The organism is Streptomyces apricus, from assembly GCF_008369065.1.
In the GTDB taxonomy this organism is placed as follows: domain Bacteria; phylum Actinomycetota; class Actinomycetes; order Streptomycetales; family Streptomycetaceae; genus Streptomyces; species Streptomyces apricus.
Genome location: NZ_VDFC01000030.1, coordinates 12,137 through 36,727 on the forward strand (window position 1 = coordinate 12,137; position 24,591 = coordinate 36,727).

At 73.4% G+C, this 24,591-nt stretch carries 22 protein-coding genes and 2 pseudogenes; 12 read left to right on the forward strand and 12 right to left on the reverse strand.

Annotated elements, in window-relative coordinates; translation table 11 throughout:
* Nucleotides 1–526 precede the first annotated feature (526 nt).
* Nucleotides 527–1,714, reverse strand: a complete 1,188-nt coding sequence (locus tag FGF04_RS10470; RefSeq protein ID WP_149511009.1) for a N(5)-(carboxyethyl)ornithine synthase — start codon at nucleotides 1,712–1,714, stop codon at nucleotides 527–529.
* A 77-nt stretch (nucleotides 1,715–1,791) separates the two neighbouring features.
* Nucleotides 1,792–2,064 carry a hypothetical protein gene (locus FGF04_RS10475; protein WP_149511010.1) on the reverse strand — a complete coding sequence of 91 codons (273 nt, stop codon included), beginning with the start codon at nucleotides 2,062–2,064 and terminating at the stop codon, nucleotides 1,792–1,794.
* A gap of 474 nt (nucleotides 2,065–2,538) precedes the next feature.
* Here FGF04_RS10475 and FGF04_RS10480 point away from each other — a divergent pair, with 474 nt between their 5' ends.
* Entirely contained in the window at nucleotides 2,539–2,742 is a 204-nt protein-coding gene (locus tag FGF04_RS10480) for a cold-shock protein (RefSeq protein WP_149511011.1), read from the forward strand.
* Between the two features lie 109 nt (nucleotides 2,743–2,851).
* Complete coding sequence (locus tag FGF04_RS10485; protein ID WP_149511012.1) at nucleotides 2,852–3,952, forward strand: fatty acid desaturase family protein; 1,101 nt, start codon at nucleotides 2,852–2,854, stop codon at nucleotides 3,950–3,952.
* Nucleotides 3,953–3,964: 12 nt separating this feature from the next.
* On the opposite strand, the gene FGF04_RS10490 is transcribed toward FGF04_RS10485, so the two are convergent.
* The 3 genes from FGF04_RS10490 to FGF04_RS10500 all read right to left on the reverse strand — a co-directional run bounded on the left by FGF04_RS10490 (nucleotide 3,965) and on the right by FGF04_RS10500 (nucleotide 6,777).
* Nucleotides 3,965–4,636, reverse strand: coding sequence for a response regulator (locus tag FGF04_RS10490; RefSeq protein WP_149511030.1), 672 nt, complete (start codon nucleotides 4,634–4,636; stop codon nucleotides 3,965–3,967).
* On the reverse strand, nucleotides 4,605–6,014 hold the full coding sequence (locus tag FGF04_RS10495) for a sensor histidine kinase (protein ID WP_149511013.1): 1,410 nt from the start codon (nucleotides 6,012–6,014) through the stop codon (nucleotides 4,605–4,607). Before FGF04_RS10495 ends, FGF04_RS10490 begins: the two co-directional genes overlap by 32 nt.
* A gap of 184 nt (nucleotides 6,015–6,198) precedes the next feature.
* On the reverse strand, nucleotides 6,199–6,777 hold the full coding sequence (locus FGF04_RS10500) for a TetR/AcrR family transcriptional regulator (RefSeq protein ID WP_149511014.1): 579 nt from the start codon (nucleotides 6,775–6,777) through the stop codon (nucleotides 6,199–6,201).
* Nucleotides 6,778–7,172: 395 nt separating this feature from the next.
* Here FGF04_RS10500 and FGF04_RS10505 point away from each other — a divergent pair, with 395 nt between their 5' ends.
* A complete protein-coding gene (locus tag FGF04_RS10505; RefSeq protein WP_149511015.1) occupies nucleotides 7,173–8,642 on the forward strand; it encodes an MFS transporter in 1,470 nt (489 codons plus the stop codon).
* A 28-nt stretch (nucleotides 8,643–8,670) separates the two neighbouring features.
* Here the strand turns inward: FGF04_RS10505 and FGF04_RS10510 are convergent, their stop codons facing one another.
* On the reverse strand, nucleotides 8,671–9,669 hold the full coding sequence (locus tag FGF04_RS10510) for a helix-turn-helix domain-containing protein (protein ID WP_149511016.1): 999 nt from the start codon (nucleotides 9,667–9,669) through the stop codon (nucleotides 8,671–8,673).
* Nucleotides 9,670–9,850: 181 nt separating this feature from the next.
* Between FGF04_RS10510 and FGF04_RS10515 the strand changes: the two genes are divergently transcribed.
* A complete protein-coding gene (locus tag FGF04_RS10515; RefSeq protein ID WP_149511017.1) occupies nucleotides 9,851–10,723 on the forward strand; it encodes an oxidoreductase in 873 nt (290 codons plus the stop codon).
* Between the two features lie 115 nt (nucleotides 10,724–10,838).
* Here the strand turns inward: FGF04_RS10515 and FGF04_RS10520 are convergent, their stop codons facing one another.
* Nucleotides 10,839–11,690 carry a CDP-alcohol phosphatidyltransferase family protein gene (locus FGF04_RS10520; protein WP_149511018.1) on the reverse strand — a complete coding sequence of 284 codons (852 nt, stop codon included), beginning with the start codon at nucleotides 11,688–11,690 and terminating at the stop codon, nucleotides 10,839–10,841.
* Nucleotides 11,691–11,834: 144 nt separating this feature from the next.
* Here FGF04_RS10520 and FGF04_RS10525 point away from each other — a divergent pair, with 144 nt between their 5' ends.
* From FGF04_RS10525 to FGF04_RS40960, 5 genes and pseudogenes are all read left to right on the forward strand, one after another.
* Nucleotides 11,835–12,821, forward strand: a complete 987-nt coding sequence (locus FGF04_RS10525; RefSeq protein WP_149511019.1) for an MDR/zinc-dependent alcohol dehydrogenase-like family protein — start codon at nucleotides 11,835–11,837, stop codon at nucleotides 12,819–12,821.
* Between the two features lie 217 nt (nucleotides 12,822–13,038).
* The gene (locus FGF04_RS10530) at nucleotides 13,039–13,437 is read left to right on the forward strand and encodes a 6-pyruvoyl trahydropterin synthase family protein (RefSeq protein ID WP_149511020.1); all 399 of its coding nucleotides are present in this window, start codon (nucleotides 13,039–13,041) and stop codon (nucleotides 13,435–13,437) included.
* A gap of 23 nt (nucleotides 13,438–13,460) precedes the next feature.
* Nucleotides 13,461–14,561 carry a glycosyltransferase family 4 protein gene (locus FGF04_RS10535; protein ID WP_149511031.1) on the forward strand — a complete coding sequence of 367 codons (1,101 nt, stop codon included), beginning with the start codon at nucleotides 13,461–13,463 and terminating at the stop codon, nucleotides 14,559–14,561.
* A complete protein-coding gene (locus tag FGF04_RS10540; RefSeq protein WP_149511021.1) occupies nucleotides 14,558–15,523 on the forward strand; it encodes a class I SAM-dependent methyltransferase in 966 nt (321 codons plus the stop codon). Before FGF04_RS10535 ends, FGF04_RS10540 begins: the two co-directional genes overlap by 4 nt.
* Nucleotides 15,523–16,563, forward strand: a pseudogene (locus FGF04_RS40960) (lysylphosphatidylglycerol synthase transmembrane domain-containing protein); the annotation flags it as partial. The gene FGF04_RS10540 and the pseudogene FGF04_RS40960, both read left to right, overlap by 1 nt.
* A 131-nt stretch (nucleotides 16,564–16,694) precedes the next feature.
* Here the strand turns inward: FGF04_RS40960 and FGF04_RS10550 are convergent.
* The gene (locus FGF04_RS10550; protein ID WP_149511023.1) at nucleotides 16,695–17,531 is read right to left on the reverse strand and encodes a creatininase family protein; all 837 of its coding nucleotides are present in this window, start codon (nucleotides 17,529–17,531) and stop codon (nucleotides 16,695–16,697) included.
* A gap of 39 nt (nucleotides 17,532–17,570) precedes the next feature.
* On the opposite strand from FGF04_RS10550, the gene ribA reads away from it, so the two are divergent.
* A complete protein-coding gene (gene ribA, locus FGF04_RS10555; RefSeq protein ID WP_149511024.1) occupies nucleotides 17,571–18,230 on the forward strand; it encodes a GTP cyclohydrolase II in 660 nt (219 codons plus the stop codon).
* Here the strand turns inward: ribA and FGF04_RS10560 are convergent.
* Together FGF04_RS10560 and FGF04_RS10565 are read right to left on the reverse strand one after the other, a co-directional pair.
* A complete protein-coding gene (locus tag FGF04_RS10560; protein ID WP_235882275.1) occupies nucleotides 18,151–19,650 on the reverse strand; it encodes an MFS transporter in 1,500 nt (499 codons plus the stop codon). The two genes, ribA and FGF04_RS10560, sit on opposite strands and share 80 nt — an antisense overlap.
* A 300-nt stretch (nucleotides 19,651–19,950) precedes the next feature.
* Nucleotides 19,951–20,616: a TetR/AcrR family transcriptional regulator gene (locus FGF04_RS10565; protein ID WP_149511025.1), complete on the reverse strand. Its 666-nt coding sequence runs from the start codon at nucleotides 20,614–20,616 to the stop codon at nucleotides 19,951–19,953.
* A 191-nt stretch (nucleotides 20,617–20,807) separates the two neighbouring features.
* Between FGF04_RS10565 and FGF04_RS10570 the strand changes: the two genes are divergently transcribed.
* A complete protein-coding gene (locus tag FGF04_RS10570; protein ID WP_149511032.1) occupies nucleotides 20,808–21,683 on the forward strand; it encodes a shikimate dehydrogenase in 876 nt (291 codons plus the stop codon).
* A gap of 98 nt (nucleotides 21,684–21,781) precedes the next feature.
* A complete protein-coding gene (locus FGF04_RS10575) occupies nucleotides 21,782–23,584 on the forward strand; it encodes a sugar phosphate isomerase/epimerase and 4-hydroxyphenylpyruvate domain-containing protein (RefSeq protein ID WP_149511026.1) in 1,803 nt (600 codons plus the stop codon).
* Nucleotides 23,585–23,748: 164 nt separating this feature from the next.
* On the opposite strand, the gene FGF04_RS10580 is transcribed toward FGF04_RS10575, so the two are convergent.
* Both FGF04_RS10580 and FGF04_RS10585 read right to left on the reverse strand, forming a co-directional pair.
* Entirely contained in the window at nucleotides 23,749–24,336 is a 588-nt protein-coding gene (locus tag FGF04_RS10580; RefSeq protein WP_149511027.1) for a histidine phosphatase family protein, read from the reverse strand.
* A 6-nt stretch (nucleotides 24,337–24,342) separates the two neighbouring features.
* Nucleotides 24,343–24,591, reverse strand: a pseudogene (locus tag FGF04_RS10585) (6-phosphogluconate dehydrogenase); the annotation flags it as partial.

Sequence of the window (24,591 nt, forward strand, 5' to 3'; positions counted from 1 at the left end):
GGGTAAGTAGGCCTGGGGCGGAGTGAGTTGGGTCACGCGGACACGTTAGGCCGGGCGTCGGCAGGGGTGAAGGAAACGTTCAAGTGGCAACCAGTGGGTGGCCTGGGACGACGGGGATCCGCGTCGCCCGGCCCGGTCCGCAAGGCGCCGCGACTGACGGGCCGCCGCTGACGGACCGCCCTCGCCGTGCCGGCCGTCTCCTGCACGGGCGCGTACGGGCGAGCCGGCACCAGACCGGACCAGGGGTCCGGCACCGGCGCGCTCCCGGACCGGCCGCAGGACGGACCGGGTACCACCTGCCTGATCGCGGACTCCGGCGCCGACCCGCGCAAGGGCTGCCGGACCCTCGACGGCACCGAGGCACCGGCCTTCGTGCGGCAGCGCAAGCAGGGGGCGCGGGGCTCGCCACCTCCGGACCTCCGAGGGCGGTGCCTCGAAGTGGGGCGCGAAGCGGGCCCGGACCCGCTTCGCGCAACTACGGTACGACCGTCCGGTGACGCCACCCCCCCCCGGGGAGTGGTGACGGTCAGACCGGCTGCGGGGAGGGGGCCGGCCCCGGAACGGCGGCCGCGGTCCGGAGAGCGTGCGGGTACTCGGCCGGCCGGTTCTGGAAGGAGAGGATCTTGGGGTTCAGGACGACTCCGTCGCGGATCTCGACGGCCTTCCTGACCGTCGCGTCACCGTCCCAGGACGCGGGGCCGCTCATGACCTTGCGCAGGTACGGCAGGAGCGCCTCACTGATCTCCCACGTCGCCGAGTTCCACAGGTACGACGGGCTGTGGTCCACCCCGTAGTAATGGCAGCCGTTGCCCACCGTGGGCATCGGGTCCCCGAAGGTGGTCGGGCGGGCCCAGGCGAAGCCCATTCCCTCGTCGCAGGAGACGTCGACGAAGAAGGTTCCCGGCCGGAACAGGGCGAGCTCCTCGTCGGTGACGAACGTCAGGGGCGCGTCGGTGTCCTGCCGTATGCAGTTGACGACGATGTCGAACCCGGCCAGGTACTCCGCGAGCGGCATGGTTCCCGACCCCGTGAGCGCCTCCAGACGGGACGGATCGTCCGCCCGCTCCGCGAAGTGGTTCATCACGACCGACGGCATCGGGGATGCCACCGCTGCGGCGGCCCGCTGGGTCAGCACCGTGACGTCGGAGACACCCATGGCGCCGAGGCCGGTGACGGCCCCGCGTGCCGTGGCGCCGAAACTGATGACGACAGCGCGCATCCGACGGCCGTAGCTGCCGGTCAGTCCGCCGAGCTGCAGGGCCTGCAACACGGAGGAGTAGCCGGCGAGTTCGTTGTTCTTGTGGAACACGTGAACGCTGAAGGCGCCCGTGGAGGTCCAGTGGTTCATGGCTTCCCAGGCGATGAGGGTCAGCCGCCGGTCGATCCCGAGCTGGGTCATCCGCTCGTCCTGCACGCAGTGCGGCCAGCCCCACAGCACCTGGCCTTCGCGCAGGTGGGCGACGTCCTCGTGCGTCGGCTTGGGCAGCAGCAGCACATCGCACTCGGCCAGGAGCCGTTCGCGGGGGCGCAGTCCGGCCACCAGCGGACGCAGTGCGTCGTCACCGACGCCGAAGCGGTCGCCGTAGCCCTCCTCCAGGAACATCTTCGCGCGTACGTCGGGTGCGATCCGGTCGAGGTGACCGGGATGCAGCGGCAGCCGGAACTCGTTCTCCTTGAGGGAGGAGGCAAGTACTCCGAGACTCAGCAGACTCATGCGCGTCCTTCTATCTCGTTCATGTATTTGGTTGTCGTGGTGCGTGGTGCGTGGTGCGTGGTGAGCCGTGCGTGGGCTCAGTGGCGGTCACCGCGGTGACCGCGCACGCGCTCCTCCAGCGGGAGGGGCGTCTCGTCGAGGCCGTCGACCGATCCGCAGGCCATGCGCGCGCACGTCCCGTGACAGGCGAGCAGCTGGGCGCCGGCATGGTGGGAGACCACGACGGCGGTGGGACCGGCGGCCTTGCGGTAGTCGGTGCCGCACATCAGGCAGGCCAGTCCCGCCAGCATCTCGGCACTCGGTTCGCTCCGTTCCCGGCGGTGTCCGGAGATGGCGTCCTGTGAATACATGTGTCCCGTGTCCTCCGTGGTCGGGTGGGGCCGGTCCGTCGGCATCAGGCGCGGAAGAGGGCGCGGGAGGCGGTGGGAAGGGAGGAGCCAGGAGACATCGGGCGGCTCATTTCCGGCCGCGTCCGACGTCTGCCGGCCCTGGCCGCTCTCTGCCGTTCTCCGGGAGCGACGCCGCGACGGATGGCGGCGTACGGGGTGCGCCCGGTGACGCAACCGTACTCCCTCCCGCTCCCGGCTCCGGCCTCCGGGAGCAGGTGGGAACTTGTCCGGCACACCGGACGTTGTGGACAGTGGTTGTGGTTGAAGTTTGCGAACGTGAAAGCGCCCGCGGAGTTCCGACAGCGGGCGCTGTGCCGTTTCCGGGGGTTCTCTTCGACGGCAGGCGACCGGCAGCCCGGAGCCGCGCGAACGCGCGCCCTCCGATCAGCCCGCCCTCTCGAAGACATCTTGAAGGCATCCCGAAGGAGACGTCCCATGGCTCGTGGAACAGTGAAGTGGTTCAACGCGGAGAAGGGGTTCGGCTTCATCGTCCCCGACGAGGGCGGCGCCGACGTCTTCGTCCACCAATCGGCCATCGACAGCGAGGGTTTCCGCTCGCTGGAGGAGGACCAGAAGGTGGAGTTCACCGCCGGTCAGGGCCCCAAGGGCCCGCAGGCCGAGCAGGTCCGCGCACTCTGAGGCCGCACCCCTCCCGCGGCGGGTTCGTGCGCGCGAATCCGCCCCGGGGTGTCCACGGCGCCCGGCGCCCGTCCTGTCGCCGGCGCGCACGCACCCCTGGAGGAAACACGTGACCACTGAAGCCGTCGACACCCCTGCCACCGTCGCGGCGGGCTCCGCCCGCGCGACGGATCCCGCGCCCGCCCGCCGCGGCAGCGACTACGCCGCGCTCTCCCGCGAGGTGAGGCAGAGCGGGCTGCTCAGGCGCCGTCCGGTCTACTACTCGGTCAAGATCGGTACGAACCTGCTCCTGCTGGCCGCCGGATGGACCGCGTTCGCCCTGATCGGGGAGTCGTGGTGGCAGCTGGTGACCGCCGCGTTCCTCGCGGTGATGTTCACCCAGACCGCCTTCATCGGGCACGACGCCGGCCACCACCAGATCGCCGCCTCCAAGCGGGTCAACAACGTGCTCGGCCGCGTCCACGCCGACCTGCTGGTCGGGCTCAGCTACGGCTGGTGGATCGACAAGCACACTCGGCACCACTCCCACCCCAACCACGTCGACCGCGACCCCGACATCGCCGACGGCGCGATCGCGTTCACCGAGGACCAGGCCCGCGTCCGCCGGGGAGCGTACGCCTGGCTGGGCCGCCACCAGGCCTGGCTGTTCTTCCCCATGCTGCTGCTGGAGGGACTCGCCCTGCACGTCGCCGGAGTACGGGCGACGATCGACGGCACCGGCAGGCGCACCGGGCGAGCCACCATGCTGGCCGAGGCCGCCATGCTGACGACGCACCTCGCCGGTTACACGGCCGCTCTGTTCCTGGTCCTGACACCCCTGCAGGCGGTGGCCTTCCTCCTCGTGCACCAAGGGCTCTTCGGCCTGTACATGGGGTGCTCGTTCGCCCCCAACCACAAGGGCATGGCCCTGTTCGGCAAGGACGACAAGGTCGACTTCCTGCGCCGGCAGGTCCTGACGTCACGCAACATCCGCGGCCACCGGCTCACCGACCTGGCGCTCGGCGGGCTGAACTACCAGATCGAGCACCACCTGTTCCCGTCCATGCCGCGGCCCGGCCTGCGCCACGCCCAGGAAATCGTCCGCGCCTTCTGCGCCCGGCACGGCATCGCGTACCACGAGACGACCCTCCTGGACTCGTACGCCCAGGTGCTGAAACACCTCCACACCGTCGGCGGACCGCTCCGTCTGCGTCCCGAGCTGGAGTACTGACCCCTGCGCGGTTCACCGGCGGCCGCGTGGGACCACCAGCCCGCAGTCGTACGCCAGGATGACCGCCTGCACCCTGTCGCGCAGCCCGTACTTCTCCAGGATGTGCGCGATGTGGGTCTTGACCGTCGTCTCGCCCACGCCCAGTTCGAGCGCGATCTCGGCGTTGGACAGCCCGCGGCTCAGGGCGCGCAGGACGTCGACCTCGCGGCCGGTGAGGGCGCCGAGGCGGGACGGCACGTCCGGGGCCGCGGGCGCGCCGAGGTGGGCGAAGCGGTCGAGCAGGCTGTGGGTGACGCGCGGCGAGAGCACGGAGTCGCCGGCGGCCACCGTGCGGATGGCGTCGACGAGCGAGTCGGCGGGGCCGTCCTTGACGAGGAAGGCGCTGGCCCCCGCGCGCAGGGCGTCCACCACGTGGGCGTCCAGGTCGAAGGTGGTCAGGATGACGACGCGGCTCGGCAGGCCCTCCGCCACGATGCGGCGCGTGGCCTCGACACCGTCCATGTGCGGCATCCGGATGTCCATCAGGACGATGTCCGGGCACAGGGACCGGGCACGCTCGACGGCCCCGGCGCCGTCCGGCGCCTCGCCCACGACCTCGATGTCCGGTTCTGCTTCGAGGATGAGCCGGAATCCCGTCCGGATCATGGGCTGGTCATCGACCAGCAGGACGCGGATGGCGTGCATGCGGGGGGTGCCCTTCGTGGCGTAGGTGGTGGTCGAGGTCGGGGCGGAGGTCATGGCCCCGGTGCGCCGGGTCGTCGTGCGCCGGGTCGTCCTGTACGGGGTCGTCCTGTACTGGGTCGTCGTGCGGGGCGGCGGGAAGGCCCGGCAGCGGCACCACCGCGTGGACGCAGTAGCCGCCGCCCGGCCGCGGGCCGGTGGACAGGGAACCGCCCACGGCGGCGACGCGTTCGCGCATGCCGACCAGGCCGTGACCGCCGCCGTCGGCGAGGGCGGGCGGCCGCGGTGACGGCTCCTCGTCCGCCCGGGGGCCGTCGTCGCAGACCCGGACGACGAGCCGCCGGTGCCCCGGCTCCCAGGCCAGCGTGAGATCGGTGCGGGTGTGGCCGGCGTGCTTGAGCGTGTTGGTGAGGGCCTCCTGCACGACGCGGTAGACGGTCAGGTGGGAGCCGGCCGGCAGTTCGGCGGGCGTCCCGGTCGTCGTGAAGTCGACGGTGAGGCCCGTCGCGCGCACCGAGTCCACCAGCGCGGGAACGGCCTCGACGGTGGGCTGCGGAGGTTCCCTGTTCGGGTCGGTGTCCGTCTCGTCCGCCGTGCGCAGGACGTCGAGCAGCCTGCGCAGTTCGGTGACGGTGGCCCGGCCGGTCTCCTCGATGGTGCCGTGCAGCTCGTGGGCCTTGGCGCCGTCGCGGTCCTGGACCCGGTCGGCGGCGATCGTCTGGACGACCATGAGGCTGACATTGTGGGCGACGATGTCGTGCAGTTCGCGGGCGATCCTGGCCCGCTCCTCCATGACGGCGGCCCGGGCGTTGGCCTCCTGCGCGCGTTCCAGCGCCGCGGCCCGCTCCAGGGCCTGGTCGCGGATGGCGGCGCGCGCCCGGGTGAGCCGGCCGAGCGCCCACGCCGCGACCAGCAGGACGACGTCCGCCAGCAGCGCGGTGACACGGTGGCCGGCCGGGGCGAGGAGCGCCTCGGTGGCGGCCGTGACCGGGATGACCGCGGCCGCGACCACGGTGGCCGTCCTGGGCGTGCCCCGCAGGGCGGTCAGCAGGACGGCCGTGGCCACGGCGAGGTGGACGGGCCCGATGGAGGTGCCCTGCGGACCCGACAGGTGCGGGACGTAGTCCCGGGCCTGGAGCACGGCCACCGCCGCCGCCATGACCAGCAGGACCGGCAGCGGGAACCGCCGGTGGACGGCCAGCGGTACCGCGGACAGCAGGGCGAGCACGACGAACAGGACGTCCGGGGTGCGCAGCGCGGGCGCGTCGGGCGGCATCGGCCCGAGCGGGGCGAACGCCCCCACCGTGAACAGCAGGGCCAGACCCGCGTCGGTGACGGTCCGGGGCACCCGCCGTCCCGCGAACGAGTCCATCACATCCATGGCCCCACGGTAGACGGGCCGCCGCGGCCGCCCCTCTGGCCTGGGGAGGAACGCCCGCCGCCGGTCTCCTCCGTCGAGGCATCCTCCGCAGGGAGGAGGGACGGGGCGGAAGCGGAGACGGGGCACGGGCGGAGACCGGGACGGGTACGGGGACGGGTACGGGGACGGAGCGGAGGGCCGCCGGTCAGCGCGTGACGCGTACGCCGTCGAGAGCGATGGACAGGACCCGCTCGCGCTGCGCGTCGTCGTCGAACGTCGTCCCGGTGACGCCCGCGACCATCCGCAGCAGGTCGACGAAGTCCATGTCGGTGCGTGCCTCGCCGGCCCGCTGCGCCCGCTCGAACAGCGGGGTGCCGGCCGCGTACATCGAGTCGCGGCAGGCGGCGAAGATCTCCGACTCGCCGTCGAGCGCCTCCCGCACGGCCCGCTTGGTCGTCATGTAGCCGGCGAAGCGGCCCAGCCACGTGGTCAGCGCCTCCCACGGTGCGAGGCCGGCGACCTCGTCGGCGGCCCGGCACAGGGCCGCGACCTCGTCCGCGTAGAGGCTCTCGAAGAGGTGCCTGCGGGTGGGGAAGTTGCGGTACAGCGTGCCGATGCCGACGCCCGCCCGGCGGGCGATGTCCTCCAGGGACGCCTCCGCGCCCTGCTCCGCGAAGGCCTCGCGCGCCGCGGCGAGCAGCGCGTCGTAGTTGCGCGCCGCGTCCTTTCGGTGCGGTCGCCGGGTCGCGACGATCTCGCTGACGGGGAACGACCGGTCGGTCACTGCTGCCTCCCGGAGGCGGTACGAGGTTGAAGCGGAGGTAGGCCTCCGCTACAGTGGAGGGGTACCTCCACTTTAGCAGTGCGGGGGTGCGTCCACCGGGGACGCGTGCGGCCGCACGCGCCGTCGCGGCGACGCCGCCCCGCCTCCGTACGGCCCGTATCGACCGTGCGGGTCCTACGCCGGGCGCACCGCCCGGCTCCCCGACACTCCTGACACTCCCTGACACCTTCCGCGACCTCCCTCGCTCCCGCCGGCCGCTCCCGGCCGTGCCCGAACGGGGGACCCCGCCCCCACGGCCGCCGCCGTGCCCTGTCCGCGTGCCGCTCCGGCACGCGCAGGACCCGTACGCCCGTGGGCCGGGGCTCCGGCCGCCATCAGTTCGGAGAGGCTTCTCCATGCCCCGCAAGTCCACCCGCCTCACCTTCGCGGTCCTCGCGACCGGTGCGGGCGTCTTCTCCATGCTCCAGTCGCTGATCGCGCCGGCCCTGCCGACCGTCCAGCACGAACTGCACACCTCGCAGTCCACCGCGACCTGGGTGATGACCGCCTACCTGCTGTCCGCCTCGGTCTTCACCCCGATCCTCGGCCGGGTCGGTGACCTGATCGGCAAGAAGCGCACCCTGGTCGCGGTCCTGGTGACCGTGCTGGTGGGCTGTCTGATCGCGGCGCTCGCCCCGACCATCGGCGTACTGATCCTCGCCCGCGTCGTGCAGGGCGCGGGCGGCGCGCTGTTCCCGCTGTCGTTCGGCATCATCCGGGACGAGTTCGACGCGGCCCGGGTGAGCCCCAGCATCAGCAACCTGTCCGCCGTCATCGCGGCCGGCGGCGGTGTCGGCATCGTCGCGGCCGGACCCATCGTGAGCGCGCTCGACTACCGGTGGCTGTTCTGGCTGCCCGTCGGCGTCGTCGCGGTCACCACGCTGATCGCCCTGCGCTACGTCCCCGAGTCGCCCCGGCGCGCTGAGGGCAGCGTGAACTGGCTCGGCGCGGTCCTGCTGTCGGCGTGGCTGGTCGCCCTGCTCCTGCCGCTCAGCCAGGCGACCCGGTGGGGCTGGGGCTCGGCACGGGTGGTCGGCCTGTTCGCCGCGGCCGTCGTCCTCTTCGTCCTGTGGCTGCTCGCCGAGGCGCGCTCCCGCTCGCCGCTGATCGACCTGAAGGTCATGCGGCTGCCCGCCGTGTGGACCACCAACGCCGCCGCGCTGCTGTTCGGCGCGGGCATGTACTCGATCTGGTCCTTCCTGCCCGCCTTCGTCCAGACGCCCCGCTCCGCCGGGTACGGGTTCGGCGCGAGCGTGACCGCCTCCGGGCTGCTCATGCTGCCGATGCTGGTCGCGATGTTCCTCTCGGGCGTCCTCAGCGGCCGGCTGGAGCCCGTCGTCGGCGCGAAGCGGCTGCTCACGACCGGCGCCGCGCTCGGTGCGGTCGCCTGCGGGTTCCTCGCCCTGTGGCACGACGAACAGTGGCAGGTCGCCTTCGTGTCCGGGGTGTTCGGCCTCGGCATCGGCCTGGCGTTCGCCTCGATGGCCAACCTGATCGTGGGCAGCGTCCCGCCCGAGCAGACCGGCGCGGCGACCGGCATGAACGCCAACATCCGCACCATCGGCGGCTCCATCGGCGCCGCGGTGACCAGTGTCCTGGTGACGGGGCACCTGCAGTCCTCGGGCCTGCCCGAAGCCGCGGGCTACACGCACGGATTCACGCTGCTGGCCCTGCTGTGCCTGGCCGCGGCACTGGCGGCGCTGCTCGTCCCGGTGCGGCACGTGCGCGGGATGACGGGCGTGCCGCGGGCCACCGGTGACGACGACGGCGACCCGGCGCACCAGGACCCGCGGACCGCGCCGCTCGCCCCCGGCGTACGGGGCTGACGTGTCCGGCGTCCGGGGACCGCTACCGCTACCGCTCGTCGGCCGGCCGATGGTCCCCGGAGCCGGAGCCGGAGCCGGAGCCGGAGCCGGAGCCGGAGCCGGAGCCGGAGCCGGAGCCGGAGCCGGAGCCGGAGCCCGGGCCCGGGCGGTCCGGGGCGGCGTGGTCCGGGGCCGTGTCGGAAGCCGTCAAGCTGCCCAGTATCGCGAGCAGTTCGGCGTCCCGGCTGCCCGGCGCGGCGTGGAAGACCTTGAGGGTGAGGCCGTCCGCGCCGACGATGCCCAGCTTGGTGGCCTGCAGCTCGAAGTCGCCGACCTTCGGATGGCGCAGCCGCAGGATCCGGGACTGCTTGGGGTGCACCTCGTGCCGCCCCCACAGCCGCCGGAAGTGGTCGCTGCGTACGGACAGCTCACCCACCAGCTCCACCAGCCGGGGGTCGTCGACGTCGGGCCCGACGTTGGCCCGCAGGGCGGCGATCCCCGCCTCGGTCAGCTCCTTCCAGTCCCGGCGCAGCTCCCGCTCCGCCTCGTCCAGCAGGACGGCCCGCAGGATGTTGGAACCGGGGGCGTGGTTCGGGGACAGCGCCCTGGCCAGGGCGTTGGAGGCGAGCACGTCGGTGAACCTGTCCTCGACGTAGGCCGGGTTGTCCGGCCACCCCTCCATGAGCTGCAGGACGTCCGGCGGCACTGCCCGGGACGCCCGTAGGGACCGTCCCCGCTCCGCGCCGGAGCCCTGCCGGTGGGCCCGGGAGGGGCGGGCCTGCGCCAGGCCGACCAGGTGCGCGGTGGCGTCGGCGTCCAGCCCCAGGACGTCCGCCAGCGCCTCCAGGACCTGCATCGACGGGTTGCGGTCGCGGCCCTGCTCCAGGCGCAGGTAGTAGTCGGCGCTGATGCCCGCGAGCATCGCGACCTCCTCGCGGCGCAGACCCGGTACGCGCCGCAGGCCCCCGCCGCGGATCCCGGCGTCCTCCGGCCGCACCAGCGCCCGGCGGGCGCGCAGGAACTCTCCCAGGACGTTCGTGCCGTTCATGTCTCCACCGTAGTTCCGTCCCCGCGCGGGTGACTGTCCCTGTCACTCCCAGGAACAGCGGGGTACTGCCGTCCGCGCCCGGCCCGGCGCAGGGTCGAGGGCAGGACGTAGCCCTCCGGATCCTCCGGGAGGGCCGTACGCGAAACACCGTGAACACCGAGAAGCACCGAGAGGCATCACCATGACGGACGTGACAGGCACGGTCCCCGGCGGCACGCTCACCCCGGCCGACGGCCTGACCCTCACCCGCATGGGGTACGGCGCCATGCAACTGGCCGGCCCCAATGTGTTCGGGCCGCCCAAGGACCGCGACGAGGCCGTGGCGGTCCTGCGGGAGGCCGTCGAGCGGGGCATCACCCACATCGACACCAGCGACTTCTACGGGCCGGTCGTGGTCAACGAGATCATCAAGGAGGCCCTGCACCCCTACCCGGACGGCCTGCACATCGTGACCAAGGTCGGCGCCCGCCGGGGCGACGACGGCTCCTGGAACCTGGTCCGGGACCCCGAGGACCTCAAGGCCCAGGTCCGGGAGAACCTCCAGCACCTCGGCCTGGACGCGCTCGACGTGGTGAACCTGCGCTTCGGCACCGTCGACGGCCCCGACGAGGAGCCGCTGGCCGAGCAGTTCGGGGCGCTGGCGGAGCTGCGGCAGCAGGGGCTGATCCGGCACCTGGGGCTCAGCTCCGTCTCCGACGTCCAGCTGACCGAGGCGCAGGTCATCGCGCCGGTCGTCACCGTGCAGAACCTGTACAACCTGGCCAACCGGCAGGACGACGCACTCGTCGAGCGGTGCGCGGCGGAGGGGATCGCGTTCGCCCCGTTCTTCCCGCTGGGCGGCTTCACCCCGCTGCAGTCGCAGACCCTGACGGACGTCGCCGCCCGCGTGGGGGCCTCGCCGCAGCAGGTCGCGCTGGCGTGGCTGCTCCAGCGCTCGGAGACGATCGTCCTCATCCCGGGCACGTCCTCGCGGGCGCACCTGCGGGAGAACATCGCGGCGGCCGACCTCGTCCTGCCGCCCGAGGAGATCGCGGAACTGGACAGGATCGCCTGAGGGATTCCCACCCAAGGGGCGCGGGGAACTGCGCGCTCGGCCCCCACCTGCCGCAGCCGATGTACGACGTCGGCTGCGGGCCGTGTGTGGCTGGTCGCGCAGTTCCCCGCGCCCCTTACGGGGCGCCGACCGCCGCGGCCTCGCGCAGGCGAACCGACTCGGCCGGAACCCGAGCCGGGGCCGGAACCGCGGCCTGAGCCGGAACCCGAGCCGGAACCGCGGCCGGAGCCGGAGCCACCTCGGACCCGGCGGAGCCGCCGCGCTCGCGCCACAGCCACCCGATGTCCCGGCCGAACGACCAGGTCAGCAGGGCCAGGGCCAGGGCGACCACCCCGAACGTCAGGGCGTACGGGAGGATCCCGGAGCCGGCGAGCAGCAGCAGGACGCCCTGGAGCGCGGCCACGGTCTTGCGGGCGGTGCTCGGCGGGAGCGCGTTGTTCAGCCACGGCAGGAACCGGGCGGCGGCCACGAAGGCGTACCGCATGCCGCCGATGAGCAGGGCCCACGGCCCCACCGTCGCGGCGACGTACACGCTGAGCACCAGGATCAGGAACGCGTCGACCTCCATGTCGAAGCGCGCGCCCAGCGCCGTGGAGGAACCGGTGCGGCGGGCCACCTTGCCGTCGACCGCGTCGAGGATCAGGGCCACCGTGGTGAGCGCGACCAGCACCGTGACCGGCGGCGGGCTCTGGAAGGAGTCGGCGACCAGGGCGGTCACCCCGCCGACGAGCGTCGCCCGGCCCAGCGTCACGCGGTTGGCGGCTCCGAAGGAGCGGGGCCGCGAGCGGTGCAGGGCGCGGGAGAGCACCGCCCAGGTCGCGAGTCCGAACGCCAGCCCGGTGAGCCAGCCCGCGGGGCCCAGGCCTATGGCCGTGCCGAGCACGGCCAGCAGCAGCAGCTGCACGCCCGCTCCCACGGCCGTCTCCTGCTGCAAGAGCCTCGCGTCGTACGTGTTGTTCAGGGCCACCGCACATCCTCCGGCCAGGTGACAGAGACGATCATTGCCGCGTACCTTGTGCGCGGCTTCGCACAGGTCGGTACGTGGCCCGTCGCCCGATCGTTCAGCCGTCCTGCCCAGCCGATTCACCCGAACCACTCAGGAGGATGCCGAATGGACCGCTCCGCCCGCGCCTTCTGGCTCGCCTCTCCCGGCCACGGCGAACTCCGGGACGTCCACCTGCCCGAACCCGCCGAGGGCGAGGTCCTGGTCCGCACCCTCTTCTCGGGGGTGAGCCGCGGGACGGAGACGCTCGTCTTCCGCGGCGGGGTCCCCGAGAGCCAGCACGCCGCCATGCGGGCGCCCTTCCAGGACGGCGACTTCCCCGGACCCGTCAAGTACGGCTACCTGAACGTCGGGACGGTGGAGGAGGGGCCCGCCGACCTCGTCGGGCGCACCGTGTTCTGCCTCTATCCGCACCAGAGCCGCTACGTCGTCCCCGCGAGCGCCGTCACCCCCGTGCCCGAGAACGTGCCCGCCTCGCGCGCCGTGCTCGCCGGCACCGTGGAGACCGCCGTCAACGCCCTGTGGGACGCGGCGCCCCTGATCGGCGACCGGATCTCCGTGGTCGGCGCGGGCATGGTCGGCGCGAGCGTCGCCGCGCTCCTGGCCCGGTACCCCGCCGTCCGCGTCCAGCTGGTCGACGCCGACCCGGCGCGCGAGGAGCTCGCACGGGCGCTGGGCATCGACTTCGCCCTCCCCGCGGACGCCGCGGGCGAGCGCGACCTCGTCGTCCACGCGAGCGCCACGGAGGCGGGCCTCTCCCGCGCGCTCGAACTCCTCGCCCCGGAGGGGACCGTCCTCGAACTGAGCTGGTACGGCGACCGGAAGGTGAGCCTGCCGCTCGGCGAGGCGTTCCACTCCCGCCGCCTCGTCGTCCGCAGCAGCCAGGTCGGCACCGTCTCACCGGCCAGGAGCGCCCGCCGCACCTACGCCGACCGGCTCGCCCTCTCCCTCGAACTCCTCGCCGATCCCGCCTTCGACGCCCTGATCACCGGCGAGTGCGCCTTCGAGGACCTGCCGGGGACGATGGCGGCACTCGCCGCCGGCGAGACCACGGCGATGTGCCACCTCGTGCGGTACGGGACCGGCAGCCGGTGAGCGGCTCCACCCGCCGGGCGGGCACGTCCGCACACCGGGTGACCACATCCCCGTCCCCACGACCGAGTTCGCACCACTAGTCCCTCTGACGCCCCTGCCGGAGGAAACCCGTCCGAAACTCCGACCCGAACCCCCTGAACACGGAGAACGGACCGGCCGTACTACACGGCACGCCCCGGCAGAGGGGTCAGACGCACCGCACCTGGAGGGTCGTCCGTTGTTCAGCATCACCGTCCGCGATCACCTGATGATCGCCCACAGCTTCCGCGGAGAGGTCTTCGGACCCGCGCAGCGCCTGCACGGAGCGACGTTCCTCGTGGACGCCACGTTCCGCCGCGCCGAGCTGGACGACGACAACATCGTCGTCGACATCGGACTGGCCACCAGGGAACTCGGGGAGGTGGTGGCCGAGATGAACTACCGCAACCTCGACGACGAGCCGGTGTTCGCGGGCACCAACACCTCGACGGAGTTCCTGGCGAAGGTCGTCGCCGACCGCCTCGCCGAGCGCATCGAGAAGGGGGCGCTGGGCGAGGGTGCCCGCGGCCTGACCGGCCTCACGGTCACCCTGCACGAGTCGCACATCGCCTGGGCGAGTTACGAGCGTGCCCTGTGAACCCGTACGCCGACATCATCCCCATGTCCCTGCGCGCCCTGCACTTCGTGATGCCCGGCGCGGTCGACGACCCGACCGTGCCGAGCGGCGGCAACGTCTACGACGCCCGGGTCAGCCTCGACCTGCCCGGCTTCGGCTGGCAGGTCCACAAGCACGCCATCGACGGCAGCTGGCCCGAACCGGCCGCCGCGGCCCGCGACGAACTGGCCCGCACCCTCGCGGGACTGGACGACGGCACCCCCGTCCTCCTCGACGGGATCGTCGCCTGCGCGGTCCCCGACATCATCATCCCGGAGGCCCAGCGGCTGCGGCTGGTCGTCCTGGTGCACCTGCCGCTCGGCGACGAGGTCGGCCTCGCGCCCGAACGCGCCGCTGACCTGGACGCCCGCGAACGCCACACCCTGCGCGCCGTCCCGGCCGTCGTGGCCACCAGCGACTGGGCGGCCCGCCGGCTCGTCGCGCACCACGGGCTCGCCCCCGACCGCGTCCACGTCGCGGCCCCCGGCGCCGACATCGCGCCCCTGGCCCCCGGCACCGACGGCGTCTCGCGGCTGCTCTGCGTCGCCTCGGTCACCCCGCGCAAGGGCCAGCACCGGCTCGTGGAGGCCCTCGCCACCATCACCGACCTGCGGTGGAGCTGCGTCCTGGTCGGCGGCCTCAACCAGGACCCCGAGTACGTGGCCGAACTGCGGGCCCTGATCGCCCGGCACGGCCTGGACGACCGCGTGGAGCTCGCCGGGCCGCGCTCCGGCGCCGCGCTCGACGCGAGCTACGCCTCGGCCGACCTGATGGTCCTCACCTCGTACGCGGAGACGTACGGCATGGCCGTCACCGAGGCGCTGGCCCGCGGGATCCCCGTGCTGGCCACGGACGTCGGCGGTCTGCCCGAGGCGGTCGGGCGCGCCCCCGACGGCGGGGTCCCCGGCCTGCTCGTACCGCCGGAGAACCCCGCGGCCCTCGCCGCGGAACTGCGCGGCTGGTTCGGCGAGCCCGACGTGCGCCGGCGCCTCAAGGCCGCCGCGCGCGCCCGCCGGGCGTCCCTCGGAGGCTGGGCCGCCACGGCCCGGAGTCTGTCGGGTGTGCTGGGGCGACTGAAGAGCGAGGCAAGGAGGGGGGCGGCATGAGCGGCACGACCGGCACGGACACCACTGGTACGGACACCACCGGTACGGACACGGCGCCGGCGGGAGGTCCGGGGACCAGGGACACAGGAACGATTCGGCTCGGCGACCGCACCCGCGGCGAGGCCACCGACGACACCACCCGGTACGCCCCCGAGTGGCTCCAGCTGCGCGAGGGCGCCGACGCCTCGGCGCGGGCCGCCGAGCTGCTCGACCCCCTGCGGATCCGGCTCGCGAACCTGCCGCGCAGGTCCGGCGGGTTCGTCATCCACGACCTCGGCTGCGGCACCGGGTCCATGGGCCGGTGGCTCGCGCCCCGGCTCGACGGGCCCCAGCACTGGGTGCTGCACGACCGCGACCCGTACCTGCTGCACTTCGCCGCCGTCGGGTCGCCCCGTTCGGCCGCCGACGGCAGCCGGGTCACGGTGGAGACCCAGCGCGGCGACGTGGGCCGGCTGACCGCCGACGCCCTGGCCGGTGCCTCGCTGGTGACGGCCTCCGCGCTGCTGGACGTGCTGGACGCCGACGAGATCGAGGCCCTGGCGGCGGCCTGCGCCGGAGCCGGCTGCCCCGCCCTCCTCACCCTCTCGGTGGTCGGCCGGGTCGAACTCACCCCGGCCCACCCGCTGGACGCCGAGATCACCGAGGCGTTCAACGACCACCAGCGGCGCGGGGACCTGCTCGGCCCGGAGGCGCTCAGCACGGCCTGCGACGCCTTCTCCCGGCACGGCGCGACGGTACGGGTGCACCCGAGCGCCTGGCGGCTCGGCCCGGACGAGTCGGCGCTGACGGCGGAGTGGCTGCGCGGCTGGGTCGGCGCGGCCGTCGAGCAGCGCCCCGAACTGGCCGCCCGGGCGGCGGACTACCTCGACGAGCGGCTGGCGGCCTGCGCGGCGGGGGAGCTGAACGTGGTGGTCCACCACAGCGACCTGCTCGCACTGGCGCGCCCGGCCGGAGGCGTGTGATGGGCGGCGCGGGGGCTGTGACGGCGCAGGAGCGTTTCCCGGACTCCACGGTCACGGCGACCACCGCGGTCACCGAGGCCACGGCGAGCACCGAGGCCGCTCTGTCCGCCCTGGACGAGGAGCCGACGGCGGCGTCCGGGAACGTCGCGGCGTCGGGGAGTGGCGCGGCGGACGGGACGACGCGGCGGGCCGGCCTGCTCGGCCGGGTCCGCGCGCGCCTTGACTCCCGGCTCCTGCGCACCCACTTCGGCACGATCGCCGGTGTCGTCATCCTCACCGTCCTGACCTGGCGCCTGGGCACCGGCGTCTTCCTGGACGGCCTGCGCCGCATCGACGGCCCCACGCTCCTTGCCGCGCTCGGCATCGGCCTGCTCACCACGGTGTTCAGCGCCTGGCGCTGGTGCGTGGTCGCCCGGGGCCTGCGGCTCGGGCTGCCGCTCGCCGCGGCCGTCGCGGACTACTACCGCGCGCTGTTCCTCAACGCGGCGCTCCCCGGCGGCGTACTGGGCGACGTGCACCGGGCCGTACGGCACGGGCAGAGCGCCGGGGACGTAGGCCGCGGAGTGCGCGCGGTCGTCCTCGAACGCGTCGCGGGCCAGGCGGTCCTCGCCGTGGTCGGGGCGGCCGTCCTGCTCACCCAGCCCTCGCCGGTCCTCGACGAGACCCGGCACCTGGTGGTGCTGCTGGCCGCGGTCTCACTCTGCGGGATCGTCACCGCGGGCGCCGTCCGCGGCAGGAACAGGGCGCCGCGCGCCTCCCGCCGCGGCCGGGCGGTGCGGACCGCGCTCACCGAGGCCCGCGGGGCGCTGCTGGCGCGCGGCAGCTGGCCGGGCGTGCTGGTCTCGTCCGTCGTGGTCCTCGCCGGACACGTCCTGATGTTCCTGCTCGCGGCCCGGGTGGCCGGATCGGGCGCGTCCGCCGCCGAGTTGGTGCCGCTGGCGCTGCTGGCCCTGATCGCCATGGGGCTGCCGCTGAACGTCGGCGGCTGGGGGCCGCGGGAGGGCGTCACCGCGTGGGCCTTCGGCGCCGCGGGCCTGGGCGCGGCCCAGGGTCTGGGCGTCGCCGTCGTCTACGGCGTGCTCAGCTTCGCCGCGAGCCTGCCCGGGGCCGCCGTCCTGGTGGCCCGCTGGTACGGGGGACTGCGCGGCCCGCGCGAGGAGGCCGCGGAGGCTCAGCGCGTGGCACCGGCCGGCGGCTCGACGGCCGGCGGCCCGGCAGCCGCCGCGGCGCCGGTCTCCGGGGCGTCGGACTCCGATGTCAGTAGGGAGAAGTACGCTCCGAAGGAATCGGCGAGCGAGGCCAGGAGTTCCTTCCCCTTCTCCGCGGACGCCTTCGAAGGACGGCCTATGACGCCGGACCCGGTATAGGCCGACATGCCGAGGGAGAGCAGGTGCCGGCGGTCGTCGGCGACGAAGTCGGAGGTCTCGTACCCGGGTTTGAGGAATTCCGGATCGGTGTGCAGGAGAATGGAGGTCTCGATTTCACCCGCATGCATATCGGTGAGCAGTGAGGTCTCCACCCCGGCCGCCTCCCGCGCCGCTTCCCAGTCCTCGACCGCCGGGAACAGGGCCATTCGCGCGCCGGCGGCGGAGGATTCCTGGACGACATTGCCCAACACGTAATTGCCGCCGTGGCCGTTGACCACCACCAGGGTGTCGACGCCCGACCGGCGCAGTGAATCGGCTATGTCCCGCACCACCGCATGGAGTGTCACGGAGGAAATGCTCACCGTTCCCGGCCAGGCCGCGTGTTCGTGGGAGCAGGAGATCGTCACCGGAGGAAGGAGATGAACGGGGAATGCGGCAGCTATCTCCCGGGCTACGGCGCACGCGACCAGCGTGTCGGTCGTCAGCGGAAGATACGCCCCGTGCTGCTCGAAGCTGCCCACGGGGAGCACGGCGATCTGCCGGGCGACACCGGCACCTCGTGCCCGTACGTCCTCCGTGGTGTCCTTCGGCAAGGGCCCCGATGCCGTGAGCCGTGTTTCCGAACCGCCCGAAACGACCATGTTCTCGCGACCTTTCGTCTCTGCTTAGGAACCAGAATCATGACAGAAATAGATGGCGTCCTCGCCGGGAAGTCCCAGTCCTCAGGTGTCGAGCGGGTCGTGAATGCCCCGCTGCCCACCGTGCACGGTGATTTCCAGGCCGTCGGTTACCTGGACCGCACCCGCGGGGACGAGCAAGTCGCTCTGGTGCACGGTGACATCAGGGAGGAGGGAATGCTGGTCCGGCTGCACTCCGAGTGCCTGACGGGCGACGCTTTCGGGTCCCGGCACTGCGAGTGCGGCCCACAACTCACCACCGCGCTGCGGGAGATAGCGGCGGAGGGCCGCGGCATCCTGATCTACCTGCGCGGCCACGAGGGCCGGGGCATCGGCCTGCTGGCCAAGCTGCAGGCGATGAAGCTCCAGGCGGAGGGGCTCGACACGGTCGAGGCGAACCTGGCGCTGGGGCTCCCCGTGGACGCCCGCGACTACGGCGTGGGCGCGGAGATCCTGCACGACCTCGGGGTCCGCTCGGTGCGGCTGCTCTCCAACAACCCGCGCAAGCGCGAGGCGCTGGTCCGCAACGGCATCCGGGTCGACGCGCAGGTGCCGCTGCTGATCCCGCCCTGCGACGACAACATCACCTACCTGCGCACCAAGCGGGAGCGCCTGGACCACGACCTGCCCCACCTGGACGCCGTGGTGGGCCACCGCGTCTGACCCCTCGCGCACGCATCGGTAACCGCCCCACCGGTAACCTCCCCGCTCCCGACCACCCCGCGGCGCGGACGGCCCGCGAGACGCACAGGACACCGGCGGAGCGGCTGGGCGAGCGGGCCGGCCGCTCCGTCGGTGTCCTGTGCGTCTCGCGGGCCGTCAGCGCCGCGATGACCGGGGGCACGCACAGCGCGGCCGTGAACAGGGCCACCGACAGCCAGTCGTCCCCGTCCGGGCCGGCGATCCGCGCCGCGAAGGTCACCGCGAAACCGGCCACCGCGAAGCCGATCTGGGTGCCGACGGCCATGCCCGACAGCCGGACGCGGGTGGTGAACATCTCGCCGTAGAAGGAGGGCCAGACGCCGTTCGCGGCGCTGTAGACGACCCCGAAGGTGACGATGCCCAGGACCAGGACCAGCGGGTAGGAGCCCGTGGAGATCGCCCACAGGTAGAGGAACATCAGCACGGCGCTGCCGGCGGCGCCGATCAGGAAGACCGGGCGGCGCCCGATGCGGTCGGACAGGGTGGCCCACAGCGGGATCGCGCCCAGCGCGACGAGGTTGGCCAGCGCGCCCACCCAGAGCATGGACGTACGGTCCATGCCGACCGCGTCGCTGGTCGCGTACGCCAGTGCCCACACCGTGAAGATCGTGCTGACCGAGGCGACCAAGGCGGCCGCGACCACCCGCAGGACGTCCGCCCAGTGCTCGCGCGCCAGCACCGCGAGCGGCATCTTCGCGACCCCCTCGGTGGCGGCCTGCTCGGTGAAGGTCGGCGTCTCCTCCAGGGTGCGGCGGATGACGTACCCGGCCACGGCGACCGCGATGCTCATCCAGAACGGGATCCGCCAGCCCCAGGACAGCAACTGGTCCTCGGGCAGGGCGGCCACCGGGATGAACACCAGGGTGGCGAGGAGCTGGCCGCCCTGGGTGCCGCTGAGCGTGAAGCTGGTGAAGAAGCCGCGCCGGTCCGGCGGCGCGTGCTCCAGCGACATGGAGTTGGCGCTGGCCTGCTCGCCCGCCGCCGATATGCCCTGCAGCACCCGGCACAGGACCAGCAGCACGGGCGCCAGGGTGCCGACCTGGTCGCGGGTCGGCAGACAACCGATGAGGAAGGTCGACAGGCCCATCAGGACCAGGGTGAAGACCATGATCTTCTTGCGGCCGAGCCGGTCGCCGACGTGCCCGAGGAACAGCGCCCCGACCGGACGGGCCGCGTACGCCACCCCGAACGTGGCCAGCGACAGCAGGGTCGCGGTGGCCGGGTCCGATTCGTCGAAGAAGACCTCGGGGAAGATCAGCGCGGCGGCGCTGCCGTAGATGAAGAAGTCGTAGTACTCCAGCGCGCTGCCGATCCAGGCGGCGGTCGCGGCCTTCTTCGGCTGACCGGGCGGCGCGCCGGCGGGTGCTGCGGGGACGGACACGGCGGTGCTCCTTCGGGGGAACTCCGGCACAGGCGGAGTGAGCGGAGGGGAGGGGAGCCTCGTCCCTGGGGTGGCGGGACGGCTGTGCCGGGCACGGCCCGGCTAATTAACCCRCTGGATAGTTAACAGTGGCTGGCTACGGATGGTGCGCCCACGCCTTCCGGGTGTCAAGAGGTCGCGCAGAAGGATCTCGCGCCGCCGTGCAGCCGCGCGGGACACCCGCTCGGCACCCTGGCTCGGGGCCTTTGCCCGAGGCCCTCGCTCGGGGCCTTCGCCCAGGGTCCGGTTCCGGGCCCGCGCTCAGCGGGGCGCGCGGTCCGCCGTCAGGTAGGCGATGACCATGTCGCCCAGCATGCTGCGGTAGTGCTCGCGCTGCGCGGGGTCGACCAGGTCGCGTCCGAACAGGGCGCCGAAGGTGTGCCGGTTGGCGACCCTGAAGAAGCAGAACGAGCTGATCATCGCGTGCAGGTCCACGGCGTCCACGTCCGCCGTGAACAGGCCCGACTCCCGCCCCGACGCCAGGATGCGGCGGATCACGTCCAGTGCGGGCGAGCCGATCTTCCCGAGCTCCCCGGAGGCCGCGATGTGCTGTGCGCCGTGGATGTTCTCGATGCTGACCAGGCGGATGAAGTCCGGGTGCGCCTCGTGGTGGTCGAAGGTCAGCTCGGCCAGCCGCCTGATGGCCGCGACCGGGTCCAGGTGCTCGACGTCGAGCTCCTGCTCGGCCTCGCGGATGACCCCGTACGCCCGTTCCAGCACGGCCGTGAACAGCTGTTCCTTGCCGCCGAAGTAGTAGTAGATCATCCGCTTCGTGGTCCGGGTGCGGGCGGCGATCTCGTCGACCCGGGCCCCGTCGTAGCCGGCCCGGGCGAACTCCTGGGTCGCCACGTCGAGGATCTCGGCCCTCGTGCGGGCGGCGTCACGGATGCGGCCGTTGGGCCTTGCCGGTTCTTCGACGCTGGTCATCGGGTTCCTTCGGGCGGGAGCGGTGCGGCGGGCGGGCCGACGGCGACGGCGGTGTCCGAGATTCTAGAAGCAGACGCCGCGGCGGAACCGCGGGTGTGCCGCCGGGCCTTCCCGTCCCCGCCGGATGCTGGTATAGCTAACGTACTAGTTCGTACATTAGTGAGTCGCTCTGGAGGTCCGCCGTGGTCGCCGTGGTCAAGGACTCGTATCTCGTGGGGCTGATCGGCGCCGGTGTCGGGCCGTCGCTCAGCCCCGCCCTGCACGAGCGGGAGGCCGACCGGCAGGGGCTGCGCTACCTGTACCGGCTCATCGACATCGACGCGCTCGGCCGGGCGCCGGACGCGGTGGGGGACCTGGTGCGGGCCGCCCGCGACCTCGGCTTCGACGGGCTGAACATCACCCACCCGTGCAAGCAGCTCGTCATCGAGCACCTCGACGCGCTCGCCCCGCAGGCCGAGGCGCTCGGGGCGGTGAACACCGTCGTCTTCGACGGGGGCCGGGCGGTCGGGCACAACACCGACGTCACCGGGTTCGCGGCGTCCTTCGCCCGGGGGCTGCCCGACGCCGCGCTGGAGCGGGTGGTGCAGGTGGGCGCGGGAGGCGCGGGCGCCGCCGTCGCGCACGCGCTGCTCACGCTCGGGGCGGGACACGTCACCGTCGTGGACGCGCTGCCCGAGCGGGCGGCGGCCCTGGCCGCCGCGCTGGACCGGCGGTTCGGCGGCGGCCGGGTGACCGGCGGCGGCCCGCAGGGACTCGCCGCCCTGCTCGCCCGGGCGGACGGGGTGGTGCACGCCACGCCCACGGGAATGGCCGCGCACCCCGGGATGCCGTTCGAGGGGGCGCTGCTGCGCCCCGGGCTGTGGGTGGCCGAGGTCGTCTACCGGCCGCTGGAGACCGAGCTGGTGCGGACCGCCCGGGAGGCGGGGTGCGCGGTGCTCGACGGCGGCGGGATGGCGGTGTTCCAGGCGGCGGACGCGTTCCGGCTGTTCACGGGGCGGGAGCCGGACGTGGGGCGGATGCACGGGGACATCTCCGAACTGGTGGCCGCCGCCGGGGTCCGGGGATGAGCGCGCCCACGCGGCGGAGCCGCACATGTCACAGCCCCGCGCCCCCGAGCGACCCGGGCCCGAGCTGTTCGTGCAGGTGAACCGGAGGAGTAGTCCACGTGCGTACGTCCATTGCCACCGTCTCCCTCAGCGGGGCGCTCACCGAGAAGCTCACCGCCGCCGCCCGGGCCGGGTTCGACGGGGTGGAGGTCTTCGAGAACGACCTGCTCGCCAGCTCGCTCGCGCCGGAGGAGGTCCGGGCCCGGTGCGCCGATCTCGGGCTGGGCATCGACCTGTACCAGCCGATGCGCGACATCGAGGGCGTGCCGGAGGCGGAGTTCCGGCGCAACCTGCGCCGGGCCGCGCACAAGTTCCGGGTCATGCGGCGGCTCGGTGCGGACACCGTCCTCGTCTGCTCCAGCGTCTCCCCGCTCGCCGTGGACGACGACGGGCTCGCCGCCTCCCAGCTGCGCCGGCTCGCCGAGCTGGCCGACGGTTCCGGCATCCGCGTCGCCTACGAGGCGCTGGCCTGGGGGCGGCACGTCAGCACGTACGACCACGCCTGGCGCATCGTCGAGGCCGCCGACCACCCGGCGCTCGGCACCTGCCTGGACAGCTTCCACATCCTCGCCCGCGGCTCCGACCCCAAGGGCATCGCGGACATCCCCGGCGAGAAGATCTTCTTCCTGCAGCTGGCCGACGCCCCGCTGATGGCGATGGACGTCCTGCAGTGGAGCCGCCACTACCGCTGCTTCCCCGGCCAGGGCGGCTTCGACGTCGCCGGACTCGTCGGGCAGGTGCTGCGGACCGGGTACCGGGGGCCACTCTCGCTGGAAGTCTTCAACGACGTCTTCCGGCAGGCCGAGGCGGGACCCACCGCCGTCGACGCGCTGCGCTCGCTCCTCGTCCTGCAGGAGGCCCTCGGCCTCACCGCACCGCCGCCGCCCGTCGTGCCGACCGGCGTCGCCTTCGCCGAACTGGTCACCCCCGACGCCGAACCGGTCGCGGGGATCCTCGAAGCGCTCGGCTTCGCCCGCACGGCCCGCCACCGAGGCAAACCGGTGGATCTGTGGCAGCAGGGCGAGGCCCGGGTGCTGCTCAACACGGGCCCGGGGGTCCGCCGCGAGGGTACGCAACTCGCCGCCGTCGGGCTCGAATCGCCCGACCCGGGCGGTGCGGCCCGGCGGGCCGAGTCGCTGCTGGCCCCTGTGCTGCCGCGCCGCCGCGCACCGCAGGACGTCCTCCTGGACGCGGTCGCCGCGCCCGACGGCACGGAGCTCTTCTTCTGCGCCACCGACCGGCCCGGACTCCCCAGCTGGACGGGCGACTTCGAGCCCACCGGGGGTACGGGGCAGGCGGCGCCCGGCGCCGGTGCTGTGCGCCGCATCGACCACCTGGCGCTGACCCAGCCGTGGCACCAGTTCGACGAGGCGACCCTCTTCCACCGCAGTGTGCTCGGGCTCGGCGCCCAGGAGAGCGTGGACGTGGCCGACCCGTACGGGCTGCTGCGCAGCCGCGCCGTCACCGATGCCGACGGCAACGTCCGCATCGCCCTCGGTGTCGGTCCGGCCCCGGACGCCGACGGGGGCGGGCGGGCCCAGCACATCGCGTTCGCCMCCGACGACGTCGTGGCCGCCGCGCGCCGGTTCCGCGCGGCGGGCGGGCGGCTGCTGCCGATCCCCGCCAACTACTACGACGACCTCGCGGCCAGGTACGAGTTCGGGGAGGGGGAGCTGGAGGAGCTGCGCGACCTCGGCATCCTCTACGACCGGGAGGCGGGCGGCGCGTTCCGCCACTGCTACACGGAGACGGTGGGGCCCGCGGCGGCCGGGCGCCTGCTCCGGCTGGACACGGCGACGGTGAGCCGGCTCTCGCTGGAGCACGGCCGTCCTGTCCTGGCGGAGTGGAACGCGAAGCCGTAGGTGGTGACGGGTCCGGTTCGTCTGCGGCCCCGGTGGGGGCTGGCCGCGCAGTTCCCCGCGCCCCTGAAAAACGGGGCTGCGCCCCTGTCTTTCGCTTTTAGGGGCGCGGGGAACTGCGCGGCCAGCCCCCACCGGGGCCGCAGACGAACCGGACCCGTCACCACCTACGGCTTCGCGTTCCACTCCGCCAGGACAGGACGGCCGTGCTCCAGCGAGAGCCGGCTCACCGTCGCCGTGTCCAGCCGGAACAGGCGCCCGTCCGACGCGGGCAGCCCCAGCCGCCGCGCGGTCAGCACCCGCAGGAAGTGCGAGTGCGCCACCAGCACCACGTCACCGTCGTCCAGCGACCGCGCCGCGTGCGCGAGCACGCGGTCGGCCCGCTCGCCCACCTCGGCGGGCGACTCGCCCGGGTGCCCGTCAGGACCCGGCGGCACCCCGTCGTTCCACAGGTACCACTCGGGACGGGTGCGGTGGATGTCGACGGTCCTTATGCCCTCGTACGCCCCGTAGTCCCACTCGTGCAGGTCGGGGTCGACCACGGCCCCGGTCAGACCGGCCAGTTCGGCGGTCCGTATCGCACGCCGGAGCGGGCTGGTGAGCACGAGGACGCAGGAGCGCCCGGCGAAGAGCGGCTGGAGCGACTTCGCCTGCTCCTCGCCGTGTGCGGTGAGGGGCAGGTCGGTCCAGCTGGTGTGCTGCCCCGACCTGCTCCACTCGGTCTCGCCGTGCCGGACGAGCAGGAGATCGCCCATGACTCCCTACTTCGCGGACTCGACGGCGTGGCCGCCGAACTGGTTGCGCAGCGCCGCGATCATCTTCATCTGCGGCGAGTCCTCCTGCCGGGAGGCGAACCGCGCGAACAGCGACGCGGTGATCGCCGGCAGCGGCACCGCGTTGTCGATCGCCGCCTCCACCGTCCACCGGCCCTCGCCCGAGTCCTGCGCGAACCCGCGCAGCCGCTGCAGGTGCTCGTCCTCGTCCAGCGCGTTGACCGCCAGGTCCAGCAG

Excerpts from the sequence above, each read along its gene's own strand:
- FGF04_RS10470 (WP_149511009.1), bottom strand. The coding sequence starts at position 1,714 with ATGAGTCTGCTGAGTCTCGGAGTACTTGCCTCCTCCCTCAAGGAGAAC.
- FGF04_RS10475 (WP_149511010.1), bottom strand. The coding sequence starts at position 2,064 with ATGTATTCACAGGACGCCATCTCCGGACACCGCCGGGAACGGAGCGAA.
- FGF04_RS10480 (WP_149511011.1), top strand. The coding sequence starts at position 2,539 with ATGGCTCGTGGAACAGTGAAGTGGTTCAACGCGGAGAAGGGGTTCGGC.
- FGF04_RS10490 (WP_149511030.1), bottom strand. The coding sequence starts at position 4,636 with ATGCACGCCATCCGCGTCCTGCTGGTCGATGACCAGCCCATGATCCGG.
- FGF04_RS10495 (WP_149511013.1), bottom strand. The coding sequence starts at position 6,014 with ATGGATGTGATGGACTCGTTCGCGGGACGGCGGGTGCCCCGGACCGTC.
- FGF04_RS10505 (WP_149511015.1), top strand. The coding sequence starts at position 7,173 with ATGCCCCGCAAGTCCACCCGCCTCACCTTCGCGGTCCTCGCGACCGGT.
- FGF04_RS10510 (WP_149511016.1), bottom strand. The coding sequence starts at position 9,669 with ATGAACGGCACGAACGTCCTGGGAGAGTTCCTGCGCGCCCGCCGGGCG.
- FGF04_RS10515 (WP_149511017.1), top strand. The coding sequence starts at position 9,851 with ATGACGGACGTGACAGGCACGGTCCCCGGCGGCACGCTCACCCCGGCC.
- FGF04_RS10525 (WP_149511019.1), top strand. The coding sequence starts at position 11,835 with ATGGACCGCTCCGCCCGCGCCTTCTGGCTCGCCTCTCCCGGCCACGGC.
- FGF04_RS10535 (WP_149511031.1), top strand. The coding sequence starts at position 13,461 with ATGTCCCTGCGCGCCCTGCACTTCGTGATGCCCGGCGCGGTCGACGAC.
- FGF04_RS10540 (WP_149511021.1), top strand. The coding sequence starts at position 14,558 with ATGAGCGGCACGACCGGCACGGACACCACTGGTACGGACACCACCGGT.
- FGF04_RS10550 (WP_149511023.1), bottom strand. The coding sequence starts at position 17,531 with ATGGTCGTTTCGGGCGGTTCGGAAACACGGCTCACGGCATCGGGGCCC.
- ribA (WP_149511024.1), top strand. The coding sequence starts at position 17,571 with ATGACAGAAATAGATGGCGTCCTCGCCGGGAAGTCCCAGTCCTCAGGT.
- FGF04_RS10565 (WP_149511025.1), bottom strand. The coding sequence starts at position 20,616 with ATGACCAGCGTCGAAGAACCGGCAAGGCCCAACGGCCGCATCCGTGAC.
- FGF04_RS10580 (WP_149511027.1), bottom strand. The coding sequence starts at position 24,336 with ATGGGCGATCTCCTGCTCGTCCGGCACGGCGAGACCGAGTGGAGCAGG.